This is a genomic window from Bradyrhizobium sp. SZCCT0153, from assembly GCF_018129995.1.
GTDB lineage: Bacteria > Pseudomonadota > Alphaproteobacteria > Rhizobiales > Xanthobacteraceae > Bradyrhizobium > Bradyrhizobium japonicum_G.
Window position 1 is genome coordinate 629,887 of sequence record NZ_JAFCKS010000001.1, and the last position, 14,209, is coordinate 644,095.

The 14,209-nt window shown below is 63.9% G+C and carries 14 protein-coding genes; 7 read left to right on the plus strand and 7 right to left on the minus strand.

What is annotated here, in order from left to right:
* The first annotated feature begins 3 nt into the window (after window positions 1-3).
* The 3 genes from JQ572_RS03185 to hmuQ all read left to right on the plus strand — a co-directional run bounded on the left by JQ572_RS03185 (window position 4) and on the right by hmuQ (window position 2,048).
* Window positions 4-1,221 (plus strand): DUF1501 domain-containing protein, encoded by a 1,218-nt coding sequence (locus JQ572_RS03185; RefSeq protein WP_211382397.1) that lies wholly within the window; start codon window positions 4-6, stop codon window positions 1,219-1,221.
* 63 nt (window positions 1,222-1,284) lie between these two features.
* A complete protein-coding gene (locus JQ572_RS03190; protein ID WP_211381515.1) occupies window positions 1,285-1,656 on the plus strand; it encodes an endonuclease domain-containing protein in 372 nt (123 codons plus the stop codon).
* Window positions 1,657-1,724: 68 nt separating this feature from the next.
* The gene (hmuQ, locus tag JQ572_RS03195) at window positions 1,725-2,048 is read left to right on the plus strand and encodes a heme-degrading protein HmuQ (protein WP_211381516.1); all 324 of its coding nucleotides are present in this window, start codon (window positions 1,725-1,727) and stop codon (window positions 2,046-2,048) included.
* A gap of 18 nt (window positions 2,049-2,066) precedes the next feature.
* On the opposite strand, the gene JQ572_RS03200 is transcribed toward hmuQ, so the two are convergent.
* The 6 genes from JQ572_RS03200 to JQ572_RS03225 form a co-directional block, all read right to left on the minus strand.
* On the minus strand, window positions 2,067-3,008 hold the full coding sequence (locus JQ572_RS03200; protein ID WP_211381517.1) for an aldo/keto reductase: 942 nt from the start codon (window positions 3,006-3,008) through the stop codon (window positions 2,067-2,069).
* A gap of 256 nt (window positions 3,009-3,264) precedes the next feature.
* On the minus strand, window positions 3,265-3,720 hold the full coding sequence (locus tag JQ572_RS03205) for a GNAT family N-acetyltransferase (RefSeq protein WP_211381518.1): 456 nt from the start codon (window positions 3,718-3,720) through the stop codon (window positions 3,265-3,267).
* A 90-nt stretch (window positions 3,721-3,810) separates the two neighbouring features.
* Complete coding sequence (locus JQ572_RS03210) at window positions 3,811-4,623, minus strand: PAS-domain containing protein (RefSeq protein WP_211381519.1); 813 nt, start codon at window positions 4,621-4,623, stop codon at window positions 3,811-3,813.
* A gap of 129 nt (window positions 4,624-4,752) precedes the next feature.
* The gene (locus tag JQ572_RS03215) at window positions 4,753-4,947 is read right to left on the minus strand and encodes a hypothetical protein (RefSeq protein ID WP_211382440.1); all 195 of its coding nucleotides are present in this window, start codon (window positions 4,945-4,947) and stop codon (window positions 4,753-4,755) included.
* Between the two features lie 37 nt (window positions 4,948-4,984).
* Entirely contained in the window at window positions 4,985-5,161 is a 177-nt protein-coding gene (locus JQ572_RS03220; RefSeq protein ID WP_211381520.1) for a hypothetical protein, read from the minus strand.
* A 152-nt stretch (window positions 5,162-5,313) separates the two neighbouring features.
* Window positions 5,314-5,964 (minus strand): glutathione S-transferase family protein, encoded by a 651-nt coding sequence (locus JQ572_RS03225; protein WP_211381521.1) that lies wholly within the window; start codon window positions 5,962-5,964, stop codon window positions 5,314-5,316.
* Window positions 5,965-6,523: 559 nt separating this feature from the next.
* On the opposite strand from JQ572_RS03225, the gene JQ572_RS03230 reads away from it, so the two are divergent.
* The 3 genes from JQ572_RS03230 (at window position 6,524) to JQ572_RS03240 (ending at window position 10,564) form a co-directional block, all read left to right on the plus strand.
* Complete coding sequence (locus JQ572_RS03230; protein WP_211381522.1) at window positions 6,524-7,726, plus strand: pyridoxal phosphate-dependent aminotransferase; 1,203 nt, start codon at window positions 6,524-6,526, stop codon at window positions 7,724-7,726.
* A gap of 157 nt (window positions 7,727-7,883) precedes the next feature.
* Window positions 7,884-8,363, plus strand: coding sequence for a DUF992 domain-containing protein (locus JQ572_RS03235; RefSeq protein ID WP_211381523.1), 480 nt, complete (start codon window positions 7,884-7,886; stop codon window positions 8,361-8,363).
* Between the two features lie 152 nt (window positions 8,364-8,515).
* Window positions 8,516-10,564, plus strand: coding sequence for an elongation factor G (locus JQ572_RS03240; protein WP_211381524.1), 2,049 nt, complete (start codon window positions 8,516-8,518; stop codon window positions 10,562-10,564).
* Window positions 10,565-10,643: 79 nt separating this feature from the next.
* Here the strand turns inward: JQ572_RS03240 and JQ572_RS03245 are convergent, their stop codons facing one another.
* The gene (locus JQ572_RS03245) at window positions 10,644-11,567 is read right to left on the minus strand and encodes an AraC family transcriptional regulator (protein WP_211381525.1); all 924 of its coding nucleotides are present in this window, start codon (window positions 11,565-11,567) and stop codon (window positions 10,644-10,646) included.
* A 712-nt stretch (window positions 11,568-12,279) separates the two neighbouring features.
* Between JQ572_RS03245 and JQ572_RS03250 the strand changes: the two genes are divergently transcribed.
* On the plus strand, window positions 12,280-14,208 hold the full coding sequence (locus JQ572_RS03250) for a sensor domain-containing diguanylate cyclase (protein ID WP_211381526.1): 1,929 nt from the start codon (window positions 12,280-12,282) through the stop codon (window positions 14,206-14,208).
* Window position 14,209: the final 1 nt, after the last annotated feature.

Consider the following 14,209-nt stretch of genomic DNA (forward strand, 5'->3'; position numbering starts at 1 on the left):
ATGATGATCGATTGCGTCGAGAACCGGCTGCTCACCTCGCGCCGCGGCCTTCTGCTCGGCGGCGCCTCCTTCGCGGCCTGGGCTTATTTGCCGAAATTCGCGCGCGCGGCCGAAGGGCGCGATCCCCGCCTGGTCGTCGTGATCCTGCGCGGCGCGCTCGACGGGCTCTCGACCGTCGCGCCGGTCGGCGACCCCGACTACGCCGGCCTGCACGGCTCGATCGCGCTCACGGCGGACGGCGCGCATCCCGCGATCATGCTCGACTCCTTCTTCGCGCTGCATCCGGCGATGCCGGAATTCGCCCGCATGTATCGCGACATGCAAGCCGCTGTGATCCACGCGGTGGCGACGCCCTATCGCGACCGCTCGCATTTCGACGGCCAGGACGTGCTCGAAAGCGGCTATGCCGGCCCGGGCCGCGTCCAGTCCGGCTGGCTCAACCGCGCGCTCGAAGCGCTGCCGCGCGGCGAGCGCGTCTCGTCAGGTCTTGCGGTCGGCCCCACCGCGCCACTGGTGTTGCGCGGCAATGCGCCGACCGTCGGCTGGGCGCCGGTGGCGCTGCCACAGGCCGATGACGACACCGCGATGCGCCTCGTCGATCTCTACCGTCACCGCGATCCCGCGCTGGCATCGGTGCTCTCGCAAGGCCTTCAGCTGGAAAGGGCCGCCAGCGGCAACGACATGAAGCCGAAGCCCGGCAACCAGGTCGCGCAGATGCGGCAGGTCGCGCGCGGCGCGGCCAAATTGATGGCGGCCGATGACGGCCCGCGCATCGCCGCGCTCGCCTTCGACGGCTGGGACACGCATGCGAATGAAGGCGGCCCTGTGGGGCGTCTCGCCTTCCTGCTCGGTGGGCTCGATGGCGCCCTCGCCGAATTCGAGAGCGGCCTGGGGGAGCGCTGGCGCGATACCGTCGTCGTCGTCGCCACCGAGTTTGGCCGCACCGCGCGCATCAACGGCACCGACGGCACCGATCACGGCACGGCCACCGTCGCGCTGCTCGCCGGCGGCGCCGTGAAGGGCGGCCGCGTCATCTCCGACTGGCCCGGCCTCAAGCCCGCCAACCTCTTTGAGGCACGCGACCTCAAGCCCACCACCGATTTGCGCTCCGTGATCAAGGGCGTGCTGCAGGACCAGTTCGGCCTGTCCGACCGCGTGCTGGCCGAGACCGTGTTCCCAGACAGCGCCAGCGCAAGGCCGATGAAGGGGCTGGTTACTTAACCTCTCCCCGCTCTTTGCGGGGAGAGGTCGGATCGCGCAGCGATCCGGGTGAGGGGCAAGGCAATGCGCGGCCATAGCGACAAATCCATCCGACTCGCGCGACGCTTGCGCGTCGATCAAACAGATGCGGAGACGGTTCTCTGGAATCGCATTCGCGGTCGGCGGATCGACGGCAACAAGTTCGTCCGGCAAGAGCCTATTATCGGCTACATCTGCGATTTCGTGTGCCGTGAGAAGCGGATCGTCATTGAAGTCGACGGCGGGCAGCACAATGAATCGGCAGCAGATGCGATCCGGGATGAACGCCTGCGCGAAAAAGGATATAAGATCCTTCGGTTCTGGAACAACGACGTGCTCGGAAATATCGAGGGCGTTTTGACCATTATTCAAACCGAACTCGCGGAGGCGGCCCCTCACCCCACCCTCTCCCCGTAAGAACGGGGCGAGGGAGTGAGAGAGCGGTGCCTCCCTTACGACTATGTGCCTGGTAGGAGATATCGACGATGTACATCGCCATGAACCGCTTCCGCGTCAGCAAGGGCTCCGAGGCCGCCTTCGAGCAGGTCTGGCTTTCGCGCGACACCCACCTGGACAAGGTGCCGGGCTTCGTCGAATTCCATCTGCTGCGCGGCCCCGAGCTCGAGGACCACACGCTGTATGCCTCGCATACTGTGTGGGCGAATTACACGGCGTTCGAGGCGTGGACCAGGTCCGAGGCGTTTCGCGCGGCGCATGCGCGGGCTGGCGACACCAAGCCGACCTATCTCGGTCATCCCCAGTTCGAGGGCTTCGAGGTGATGCAGACGGTCGGACGCGGCGCGAAGTAACGCGCCGCGCCGCTAGGATCAGCCCAGGGTGATCTTGTCGATCTCGGCGAGATCCTCCGTGCCAAGCTTCCACGCGATCGCCTTCACGTTCTCCTCGACCTGCTCGACGCGGGTGGCGCCGGCGATCACGCTGGAGACTTGCGGCCGCGCGGCAAGCCAGGAGAAGGCGAGCTCGAGCATGCTGTGCCCGCGCGCCTTCGCGAAGGCCGCGAGCTTCTCCACGATGTCCTCGTTGCGCGGCGTGACGTAGCGGTCGCGCAGCCGCGGCGTCTGGCCGAAGCGGGTGTCGCCGGGCGCGGCCTCGCCCTTCCTGTATTTGCCGGTCAGAAGCCCGCTTGCGAGCGGGAAGAACGGCAATAATCCGAGCTTGTATTCCGCTGCTGCCGGCAGCAAATCCTTCTCGATGTCGCGCACCACGAGGGAATATTCGTCCTGGCAGGAGACGAAGCGGCTGACATTCATCGCGCGTGCGACGTACTCCGCCTCCGCGATGCGCCAGGCCGGAAAGTTGGAATTTCCGATGTAGCGCACCTTGCCCTGACGGACGAGATCGTCGAGCGCGCGCAGGCTCTCCTCGATCGGCGTCAGCGGATCATAATCGTGCTGCTGGTAGAGATCGATGTAGTCGGTCTTCAGTCGCGTCAGGCTCGCCTCGACGGCGTTCATGATGTAGCGGCGGGAGGCGCCCTGCCTGGTTCCGTCCTCCGCCATCGGCTTGGAATATTTCGTCGCCAGCACGATGTCCTTGCGGCGATCGCCGAGCACGGTGCCGAGCACCGTCTCCGATCCGCCCATTGCGGAATAGATGTCGGCGGTGTCGAACAGCGTGATGCCGAGATCGAGCGCGCGGTGGATCACCTTGCGCGAGGCCTCCAGGTCGATGCGCTGGCCGAAATTGTTGCAGCCGAGCCCGACCGCGGACACGCGCAGGCCGGAGGCGCCGAGATTACGAATTTCCATGAAAGATCCTGTCGGAGATGGTCAGCGGCGCATTGTGACCACCGCGCGCCGCGGCAGCAAGCGGCCCGCTGCGCTGCTGCCATGCCGGCAGAGCGGACAAAAAAATGCGGCCCCTGTCAGACGCGGCGACTGACGGGGACCGCTTTGGGGCGCTTGATCGGTGACGGGGGGCCTGATCAGACGCAGGTGCAGCCTAATCCCGGAGTGTTACGCGCCGGTGACAGGTAAAGTTATCCACAGGCCGCGACCGCGAGGATCAGAAGATCTTGCGATAGACGATGAAGCCGGAGCGCTCGGCGACCTTGTCGTACAGGCTCTGTGCCGTGACATTGGTCTCGTGCGTCTGCCAATAGACGCGCGGGGATCCTGCGACTTTCGCACGCTCGTAGACGCCATGGATCAGCGCCGAGCCGACACCCTTGCCGCGTGCGGCCTCGGTCGTGAACAGGTCCTGCAAATAGCACGACGGCTCGATCGCGGTGGTGCTGCGATGAAACAGGTAATGCGTCAGCCCGAGCAGACGGCCGTCGCCTTCGGCGACCAGCGCATGCACCGGCTCATAGGCGTCGAAGAAGCGCTGCCACGTCATGCGCGTGACCTCGGGTGCGAGCGCGGTCTGGCCGGAGCGGCCGTAGAAGGCGTTGTAGCCGTCCCATAGCGGCAGCCATTGATCATAGTCCTGCTTGGTGACGGAGCGAATGGTGAGCGACATGTGAACTTCCGCAGGAGGACGCCAGGCAAAGAGCCGGTGAGGTGTCCTTCATACGTGATGATCGGCGCATCAATCAATCGCGCTTGTGCCTCACTCCGCGACGCGCAAGTACCGGATCAGCTTGCGGCTGGCGGGATCGCGCAGCGAGCGGTAGTAGTCGGCGCGCGACGGCGCATCGGTGTGCCGGACGAGGTCGGTCACGGGAGTGTAGCTCAGCATGCGGCCGCCATCGGGCAGCGCGGCACAGACGAAGCGCAGCACCTCGCCGTTGCGCAAGGCGATGTCGAACGGCGTGGCATCGCCGATCCGCACCGTCTCCATGCGCTGGGCGATGAAGGTGCCGAGCTCGTCCTCGGGCAGTTCGAATGCACCGGTGTCGCGGCCGTGATACATCAGCGCGATGAAGGGCGGCCTGCCGTCGGCGACGTCGTCCGGCACCGCAAAATAATCGCGGAACGCACGGTTGATGAATTCGGCACGCGTCTCGGCATCGAGCAGCACGATGCCGATATCGACCCGGTCGAGCGCGGCCGACAGCCGCGCCGCAGTGGCGTGGTTGCGGCGCTCGGCGGCGAACGTGCCGAGCAGCCGCGCGCGCATCACGCCGGTGATCGCCGCGGTGCCCGCGGCCGTGATCGCGAGCAGGCCGAGTTGGAGCAGATCTGCCGGCGCATGAAACGGGCCGGCGCCATGGGCGAGGAACAGCAGCGCTGCGCCGATCACCGCGAGCGCCGCGCTGCTCATGGCGGAGGCGAAGCCCGACAATGCGCCGGCCAAGGCTACGACGCAGACGAACAGCGGCGCAGGCGAGGGGACGGGGACAAAACGATCGAGCAGGATCGCCAGCAGCGTGATCGCTGCCGTCAGCGCCGGACCGGAAATGGCACGCCATCCGAACCGCATGAGCCTGGCCCGTTCCTCCCTGAACGAGATAAGGCCGCCAGACTGACCCATGGTTGCAGGAGCGCAATGCGATTTCGTGCGGGGCGCTTAAGGTGCGCTTGCCTGCAAGCGCAAAGCTTTCGGTTGTTTTTAGACCAAATGCACGGACCGCTCGCGCTGTTGCAGCGCGGGCGCGTTCAGCGTCGATATCCCCGGGCCTTTGCGCGTGCCGACGAATATCAACAGCGACGCCGCGACGAGGATGGCCGCAGTCAGGGTGATTGCAACGACTAACACAGGTGATTTCATCGACGTCCTGTCGCGATGCCGGTCGGCGCGGGCCACGCGGCGCCTTGAAGGCGGGTCCAGGATGAAACGGGAATCAGACCGGCAGGCCCATCGCCATGGTCGCCTTGGTCGACAGCACCGTCAGGGTGACGATCAGGCACAGCGAGAGCGCGGCGACGGCAAGCGAGGCCGCGACCGCGTTGGTCAGCCGGGAAGACGAAACGGTAGCGGGATGGCCTTGAAAGCCTGCCGTGCCGGACGCCCGAGTCATTGTCTAAATCCTTCAACGCACGAGCGAATCACCCGCGACTCGCGCAATTTCCCTGTTTCAACCGGCAATATTGCGGCGGCTATCCTGCCGAAAATGGCGACAATGCGGCAAAGGTCACGCTTGTGCCCGCTATTCGTTGGAGCGGGCGCCCGTCAGGCGCCCGCAGCGATGCTGGCGGGGGCCTCGACATCGGCCGGTCGCCAGTCCATCGCCACGAAGCCGGGGGCAGCCTCCACCCGTTTCAGCCAGTCCCGGATCGCCGGGAAGGTCGAAAGATCGAAGTCGCAGCGGTCGGCGAGGTGGGTGTAGCCGTACAGCGCGATGTCGGCGACCGTGAGCTGCCGCGCGGCAAAATAGGCGTTGGTCTTGAGGTGGTTCTCCATCACCTGGAGCGCCCCATAACCACGCTCCATCCAGTCTTCCAGGGAGTGGGTCTGGAGATCGCGGCCGCCCTTGACCAGCGACAGCCAGAAATAGGCGGCGCCGATGTTCGGCTCCAGCGCGTGCTGTTCGAAGAACATCCATTGCAGCGCTTCGGCGCGGTCGATCCGGTTCTCCGGCGCGAGCGGTGTTCCGACGGCAACATACCAGAGGATGGCGTTGGACTCGGCGAGATAGCGGTCGTCGCCGACCTCGAGCAGCGGCACCTGGCCGGACGGGTTCTTGGTCAGAAAGTCCGGCGTGCGGCTCTCGCCGCGCAGAATGTCCACCTCGACCGCTTCGTAAGGCACGTTCAACAGCGCCAGCGCAAGGCGGACCTTGTAGCTGTTGCCCGAGCGCTGCATCGAATAGAGCTTGTACATTCTGAGAATGATTCCGGAAGACGGGAAGGCGCGGCGCTTGTTGCCTCGCGACGCGGCTAAACAATGATGCCGATGCGAATCCGCTGCAAGGGTCAGCCAGTAGAAAAACTCGAAAACCCTACCGCATTGCAACGCGGCGGAAGATCATTTCCGTGCGAGCATGCAATTCGGTTCACGCTTGCGTCAACGCGCGGGCACATCGCGCGGCGCGTTCGCGTGAGAGAGTTGAACGGACGTGATCGCCTCGGTCGCCGTCGATCCGCCCGACACTCCGCCCGTCTCTCGAGCGTCGGACCGCCGTCGACTTCAAGGCCTGCGATGGGCGCAAAATTGCTCCGAGGACAGGTCTTGCCGGATATGAGCGATTTGCCCGGCAAAATTGCGGGAAATTGCGGGAAGTCGCGCATTGAACCGCTCCGGATCCGCAAACTTTTGCAAGATCGGACCGAAGTTCGGACCGAAGTTTCTTGCGGTGCAGCGGCACTCGTTTTAAGGTCACGCATTCCCACAATCAGAGTCGTGAAGCCAAAGGGTTCACGACGCTTGTCAGGAGATGACGATGTCCTTCCTTGCCGCTGCGCTCGACCGTGTGAAGCCGTCCGCGACCATCGCGGTCACGGATAAAGCACGTGCGCTGAAAGCGGCGGGCCGCAACGTCATCGGCCTCGGCGCCGGCGAGCCCGACTTCGATACGCCCGCCAACATCAAGCTGGCCGCGATCCACGCCATCGAAGCCGGCAAGACCAAGTACACCGCGGTCGACGGCATCCCCGAGTTGAAGGAAGCCATCATCGCGAAATTCCAGCGCGAGAACGGCGTCGTCTACAAGCCGAACCAGATCATCGTCGGCACCGGCGGCAAGCAGGTGCTGTACAATGCGCTGATGGCGACCATCAATCCGGGCGACGAGGTGATCATCCCCGCGCCGTACTGGGTCAGCTATCCCGAGATGGTGGCGCTCGCCGGCGGCGAGCCGGTGTCGGTGGTCTGCACCGCCGCGACCGGCTTCAAGCTTCAGGCCGAGGCGCTCGAGCGCGCGATCACGCCGAAGACCAAATGGGTGATCCTGTGCTCGCCGTCGAACCCGACGGGAGCTGCCTACACCAGGACCGAGCTGAAGGCGCTCACCGACGTGCTGGTGAGGCATCCGCATGTGTGGGTGATGACCGACGACATGTACGAGCACCTCGTTTACGACGACTTCCAGTTCACCACAGTCGCGCAGGTCGAGCCGAAGCTCTACGACCGCACGCTCACCGTGAACGGCGTGTCGAAGGCCTATTGCATGACCGGCTGGCGCATCGGCTATGCCGGCGGTCCGGCGCAGCTCATCAAGGCAATGGCGACCATCCAGTCGCAATCGACCTCGAACCCGTCGTCGATTGCGCAATGGGCCGCGGTGGAAGCGCTGAACGGTCCGCAGGACTTCATCCCCGCCAACAACAAGGTGTTCAAGGAGCGTCGCGACCTCGTCGTCTCCATGCTGAACCAGGCCAAGGGCATCGAGTGCCCGCGTCCCGAGGGTGCGTTCTACGTCTATCCGTCCTGCGCCGGGACGATCGGCAAGACCGCGCCGTCGGGCAAAGTGATCGACAATGACGAGACCTTCGTCACCGAGCTGCTGGAGACCGAAGGCGTCGCTGTCGTGCAGGGCTCGGCCTTCGGCCTTGGACCCGCGTTCCGCATCTCCTACGCGACCGCGACCTCGGACCTCGAAGATGCCTGCAAGCGTATCCAGCGCTTCTGCGGCAATCTTCGCTGAGCCTGTCGCGACAACACATCGACAAGGCCCGCTTCGGCGGGCCTTTTTTATTGCTTCACGAAATCTGGCACCGGCATCACACTTGTGGCATAGAACTCCCGCGCGGCTTTTACCGCGCCCTTTCTGCTCCCATCGCATTCATCGCCGGAGACATTTCATGCGTCGTTCGTTCATCTTCGCGGGGCTCGCTGCCGCCAGCCTCGTTGCGTCCGTCGCGAGCACGAGCGCGCAACAGCGGATGGTGCGGGTCGGCGTGCTCGAATGCCGCGGCGGTGCCAGCGTCGGCTTCGTGGTGGGATCGGTGACTCATCTCGGCTGCGTGCTGCGCGCCGAGGGTCTGCCCGAAGACCGCTACGTCGCGACCATTCGCAAGGTCGGCCTCGACATCGGCATCACCCAGGAGACGGCGCTGGCCTGGGGCGTGTTCGCACCGGTCGACCGGCTCGGACCGGGCGATCTCTCCGGCACCTATGCGGGCGCGCAGGGCAGCGCGTCGGTCGGCGTCGGCCTCGGCGGCAACGTGCTGGTCGGCGGCTCCAACAATTCGATCGCGCTCCAGCCGCTCAGCGTGCAGGGCCAGGTCGGCCTCAACGTCGCCGCCGGCCTCGAGAGCCTGGAACTTCGTCCGGGCCGTTGACGAATTCGCGACGGGAATCGCGCCGGCCGGCACGATCCCGGCATCGACGCACCGCAGCGACGTTTGACGCTTGCCAAATCTCGGGGACGGGCAGAGCATCTGCGTTTGCCGACCCAATCATGGGCCGAGCTCCACACCAAGGAGGCGGCGAAATGGGACAAGACGTCAGAAGTCCCCGAGGTCCACGGTGCATAGCGCTGGTGGGCCCTTTCCAAAGCGGTAAAACCACACTTCTCGAAGCAATACTGGCGCGAACGGGCGCCATCCCGCGCGCCGGCAGCGTCGATGCCGGAACTTCCGTCGGCGACGCCGCGCCCGAGGCCCGCCATCACAAGATGACCGTCGGGCTGACTGCCGCCACCACGATTTTCATGGGCGACAGCTACACCTTCCTCGATTGTCCGGGTTCCGTCGAGTTCGCCCACGACATGCGCGCCGCGTTGCCCGCGGTCGACGCCGCAATCGTGGTCTGCGAAGCCGACGAGAAGAAGCTGCCGCAACTTCAGATCATCCTGCGCGAGCTGGAGGAGATGAAGATCCCGCGTTTCCTGTTCCTCAACAAGATCGACCGCGCCAACAAGCGCATCCGCGAGACGCTCGCAACGCTCCAGCCCGCCTCGCGCGTGCCGCTGGTGCTGCGCCAGATCCCGATCTGGAAGGACGAGCTGATCGAGGGCTTCGTCGATCTCGCGCTGGAGCGTGCGTTCATCTATCGCGAGCACAAGGCTTCCGAGGTCATCGGGCTCGAAGGCGGCGATCTCGATCGCGAGAAGGAAGCCCGCTTCTCGATGCTGGAGAAGCTCGCCGATCACGACGATGCGCTGATGGAACAATTGCTCGAGGACATCCAGCCGCCGCGTGATGCCGTGTTCGACGATCTCGCCCGTGAATTGCGCGAAGGGCTGATCTGTCCCGTGCTGCTGGGCGCGGCCGCGCGCGAGAACGGCGTGCTGCGCTTGATGAAGGCGCTGCGTCACGAGGCGCCCGGCATTGAGGAAACCGCAAAACGTCTCGGCGTTTCCGAGAGCAAGGACGCGCTCGGCTTCGTCTTCAAGACGCTGCATTCCCAGCACGGCGGCAAGCTCTCGCTGACACGGCTGCTCGCCGGCCATCTCGACGACGGTGCCACGCTGCAATCCTCCTCCGGCGGGACCAGCCGCATCTCCGGCATCCTCGCCGTCACCGGCGCCTACGACACCAAGCGTGCCGCGGCGGACGCCGGCGACACGGTGGCGCTCGCCAAGCTCGATCTGATCAAGACCGGCGACACGGTCTCGAACGGCAAGTCGCCGCCGGCAGCGCTGGTCGCCGCGGAGCCGACAGCGCCGGTGCTCGCGGTCTCGATCGCTGCCACCGATCGCAAGGACGATGTGAAGCTCGGCCAGGCGATGGCGCGGCTGCACGAGGAGGACCCCTCGCTGGTGGTCGTGCAGAATGCCCAGACCCACGACACCGTGCTGTGGGGGCAGGGCGAGATGCATTTGCGGGTCGCCGGCGAGCGGTTGCGCGACCGCTTCGGCGTCAAGGTCACCTCGCATCCGCCTGCGATCGGCTACCAGGAGACCATCCGCAAGCCGATCATCCAGCGAGGCCGCCACAAGAAGCAGTCCGGCGGCCACGGTCAGTTCGGCGACGTCGTGCTCGACATCAGACCGCTGCCGCGCGGCGACGGCTTCAAGTTCGCCGAGAAGGTGGTCGGCGGCGCAGTGCCGCGCAACTACATCGGCGCGGTGGAAGAGGGCGTCGTCGACGGGCTCACGCGCGGCCCGCTCGGCTTCCCCGTCACCGATTTGCAGGTGACGCTGACCGATGGCTCCTATCACAGCGTCGATTCTTCCGACCTCGCTTTCCGCACCGCGGCGCGGATCGGGCTGAACGAAGGCCTGCCGCTATGCCAGTCGGTGTTGCTGGAGCCGATCCACGTGGTCGAGATCGTCTGCCCGACCGATGCCACCGCCAAGATCAACGCGATCCTGTCGGCGCGGCGTGGCCAGATCCTAGGCTTCGACACCCGCGACGGCTGGAGCGGCTGGGACTGTGTCCGCGCCATGATGCCGGAAGCCGAGATAGGCGAGCTCATCGTCGAGCTGCGGTCGGCCACGGCCGGCGCCGGCAGCTTCACCCGCACATTCGACCACATGGCCGAAGTCACGGGCCGCGCCGCCGACCAGATCATCGCCGCGCATCAGCACGCGGCGTGATCGGCTTCGCGCGATAAGGGAGGCATCGCTCTCTCACTCCACCTCTCCCCGTTCTCGAGGGGGAGGTGGGGTGAGCAGCCTATGCCTTTCCTCGGGCTCGCATGAGCGTCTCGGACGGCGGCTCCCCGAACTCAACTCTGTAGGTGTGCGAAAACTCCCCCATGTGCCAGAAGCCATGAGCGGCAGCGGCGGCCTTGATGTTGGTTCCCGGGTGGGCCTTTGCCAACGCACGGCGAACCATCCAAAGCCTTTTTATCCGAATGTATCTGTGCAGCGAGATGCCGTGAACGGCCACTATCGCGGCTTGCAACGTTCGCACGGAAGTTCCGAGGGCGAGAGCCAAGTTCTCGCTGTACATCGCGACGCCGGGTGCTTCCTGGATCATGGCATCGAGCTGGCTAACGAATTTGAGATGGCGATCATAGGACCTCGGACGCGATTCTATTGCGTCTGGGCGGATCAGGATGTCGTCCAGAGCGGCGTACAGTGTTTCCTGCATGTCAGGCGCTTGTTGCGCGAAGTCATCTGCTACCGGGCAAGCGGATGCCGCTTTGGCGATGTTCCACAAGACCCGCTGCAAATAATGCATCTGTTGAGCGGTGGCGCCAAAAAGGCCCAAGCCCTGCTCGACGTCCGCCCACCCTCTCGTGCGCATTGCCGTCCCGAGGCGGACCAGCGCGTATGTGTTTGGATACGGTTCGACCACACGGCAGGGCACAATTCCCCGCAGAAGGACAACTCCATCGCCTCTGACTTGCTGACCGTTTACGGTGTGGCAATGATCGTCGGACATTGGCACGACCAAGCCGCAGGTATCAGAGCCGAGATCGCCTTCATATTCGCGAGCGAACGATCGTTGCAGCACCAAGCGGCACTCCGGCAAAGCCAGCGTCGCGCGATGAATGGATGCTGACGCAGGATCGAGCGCGACCGTTCTTGAAGTGCCGAGGATGCCGCTCGGGCGAAATTGTTCAAAAGTCGCGAAGTGATCGGTCCGCAGCACCGCCGAGCGTCTCAGTCCGCAAAAACCCGGGGAGCACCCGGCTTGATCTTGAGAGCCGTCAAGGGCGCTTAGGTGGCGCATGGTCGCAAATCAGCAACTTTCTCGCGAGCAGATTCGATCAACAAATTCAAAGCAGCTGACTGTTCGATCAGCTGCGCCGTCGTCGGCACGTCTCGAAAATCACTCAATACAATTCGGATACATTTGTTTGCCGCGTCCAGTGCCGCGAGGGCGCGAGACAGGTCAGCCGCAGTGCTCAGATGCACTGTGTCGAGGCTCGCAACAGCTTCCCTGATGCCGTTAAGTCGTTTGACCGCGGGGTGCGCAAGCGGCCCCCGGACTGCAGGAAGGGGTATTATGTTGGGCATTCCAACATTTCCTTGTCGCTTCGATTGGGCGCTGGCGATACGGAGGGTGCACTATGATGGATATCATCTAATGATTAATGTCCCAACCGGCCCGCTTATCGGATTTCGGCGAGAATAGCGCGTGCTCCCATCGTGGCCGGAAAATGCAGCGGTAAAATCTTATTCTCGTTCGGTGGATCTGCATTGATCCAGATCAAGCTGAACGCTTGCCGGATTCCGTTAGGACTCCAAACGTCTCGTTAGCGAAGGCACGCACTTTTCTCGAAGCAGCGGGCTATCGTTAGGCGGTCTGAAGCCTTGCATGATGATCATCATTCGGGTGCATCCGAACGGACCAGACGGCAATGGCTCATATCCATCAGTCGATTCAACGCAAGCCGCAACTGATGGTCGGCGCATTCCTGGCATTGATGTTGGCCTCGGTCCTTGGTCTGGTCTCCTGGAAGACCTCGGTCGCTCGCAACGCAACCCTGGTCCGGGCAGAAGAAGATCTGAACAATCTGGCTCGTTCGCTCGCCCGGCACGCGACCAACACCTTCAAGGCCTCTGACGTGGCCATGACGGGAATGGCGGACCTGCTGAAGTATCAAAATCCATTGCCAGAGCGGTTCAATGCCCATCTGATCGCCACCACTCGAACCCTGTCGCAAATCCGAGAGATCGGCGTGCTTAACGCGGAGGGCAACTGGCGATACTCGTCATTTGAACGCCTGCCGGAGCACAACAATTCCGATCGCCCGTACTTTGCGCGTCACCGCGACAATCCCAGCTCGAAGATGCTCGTGACGGGGCCGATCATCTCCAGGATGAGCGGCCAGCCTTCCATCATCTTGTCGAAGCGGATCACCACGCCAAGCGGCGAGTTCGCAGGTGTCGTGGTGGCCGCGATCGACTGCGGTTACTTCAGCAGTTTCTACTCGTCCTTCGGCGTCGGCACCCAGGGCGGCATCAGTCTCCTGTCTACCGATGGAACGATGCTCGCTCGTTGGCCAATCGTGGAAGCAGGTCGAAAGTTCGCCGACACCTCGCTCTTTCAGAAGCGCCTGAGTGAAAGCTCCGCGGGAGCCTACAAGATCACCTCGCCGTTCGACGGTCTCGCCAAATACATCGCATACGAGCGGGACCCCGAATACCAGATCGTCGTGACGGTGGCGCGATCGGAGAATGAAGTGCTCGCTAACTGGCGTGCCGATCTCATCTCGGACGCAGTTGTGGCAGGCGTGCTGGTGGCAATCATCATCGGGATGGCGGGGCTGTTGAGCAGCCAATTGAGGTTCAGGACGGCACTCGAGCGGTCGCTGCGGGAACGCGAGGCCCGGTTCAGGCTGTTGGCGGACAACATCGCCGACATCGTGATCGTGATGGACCGAAACGGAGTCCTCCGTTACGTGTCTCCGTCCGTGGTGCCGGTGCTCGGGATGACCGAGAACGTCTTCCTGGGGCGCTCATGCCTCGATGTCGTGCATGACGATGACCGCGAAAAGGTAATAGCCGCGAGCCGCGAATTGAAGCAGGCAAGGGCCTACAGCTCAGTTCGGTTCCGCGTGCTGCGAGGCGATGGAGCCATGGCCTGGCTGGACGCCCACTTCAAGCTGGCAGAGCAATCGTTTGGCGGTGAGTTAGAGATCGTTGGAGTCCTTCGCGACATCACGGAGCAGAAGGGCCTTGAGGACGAGTTGTCGTCCGCCAACCTGAAGCTGGCGCAGCTCGCCACGACAGACGGTCTAACGCGGCTCGCCAACCGGCGCAGCTTCGACGCCTTCCTTCGCGAGGCTTACGTCAAGTATCCAGTTCTCTCGGTGCTGTTGATCGACATCGACCACTTCAAAGACTTCAATGATACCTTGGGTCATCAGGCCGGTGATGACTGTCTCCAGCGCGTCGCTGAAGTCGTTGGAAGTGCTACTGCGAACACAGGAGGGCTTTCGGCGCGATATGGCGGGGAGGAGTTCGCCATGGTTCTACCAGGCGTGGACGAAGAGAGGGCAGTCAAAGTGGCCGATGCCCTTCGAGTGCTGATCAGGCGGCTGCAAGTCTACCATCCGCGGGCGCCGCGAAGCTATTTGACGATCAGCGTAGGGGTCGCCCAAAAGAGCGACGCTACGATTGATGAACGGGCTCTCGTCCGCGATGCCGACATAGCCCTGTATCACGCTAAGGAACAGGGGCGAGACTGCACGATGGCAAGTTCGAGGCTGGTATCCGCTCGTTTGCGGACGCCCTCCCTGGTGCCGTCCTTGTCAGACTTGCAGAGGACTTCCAATGACGCCTGAC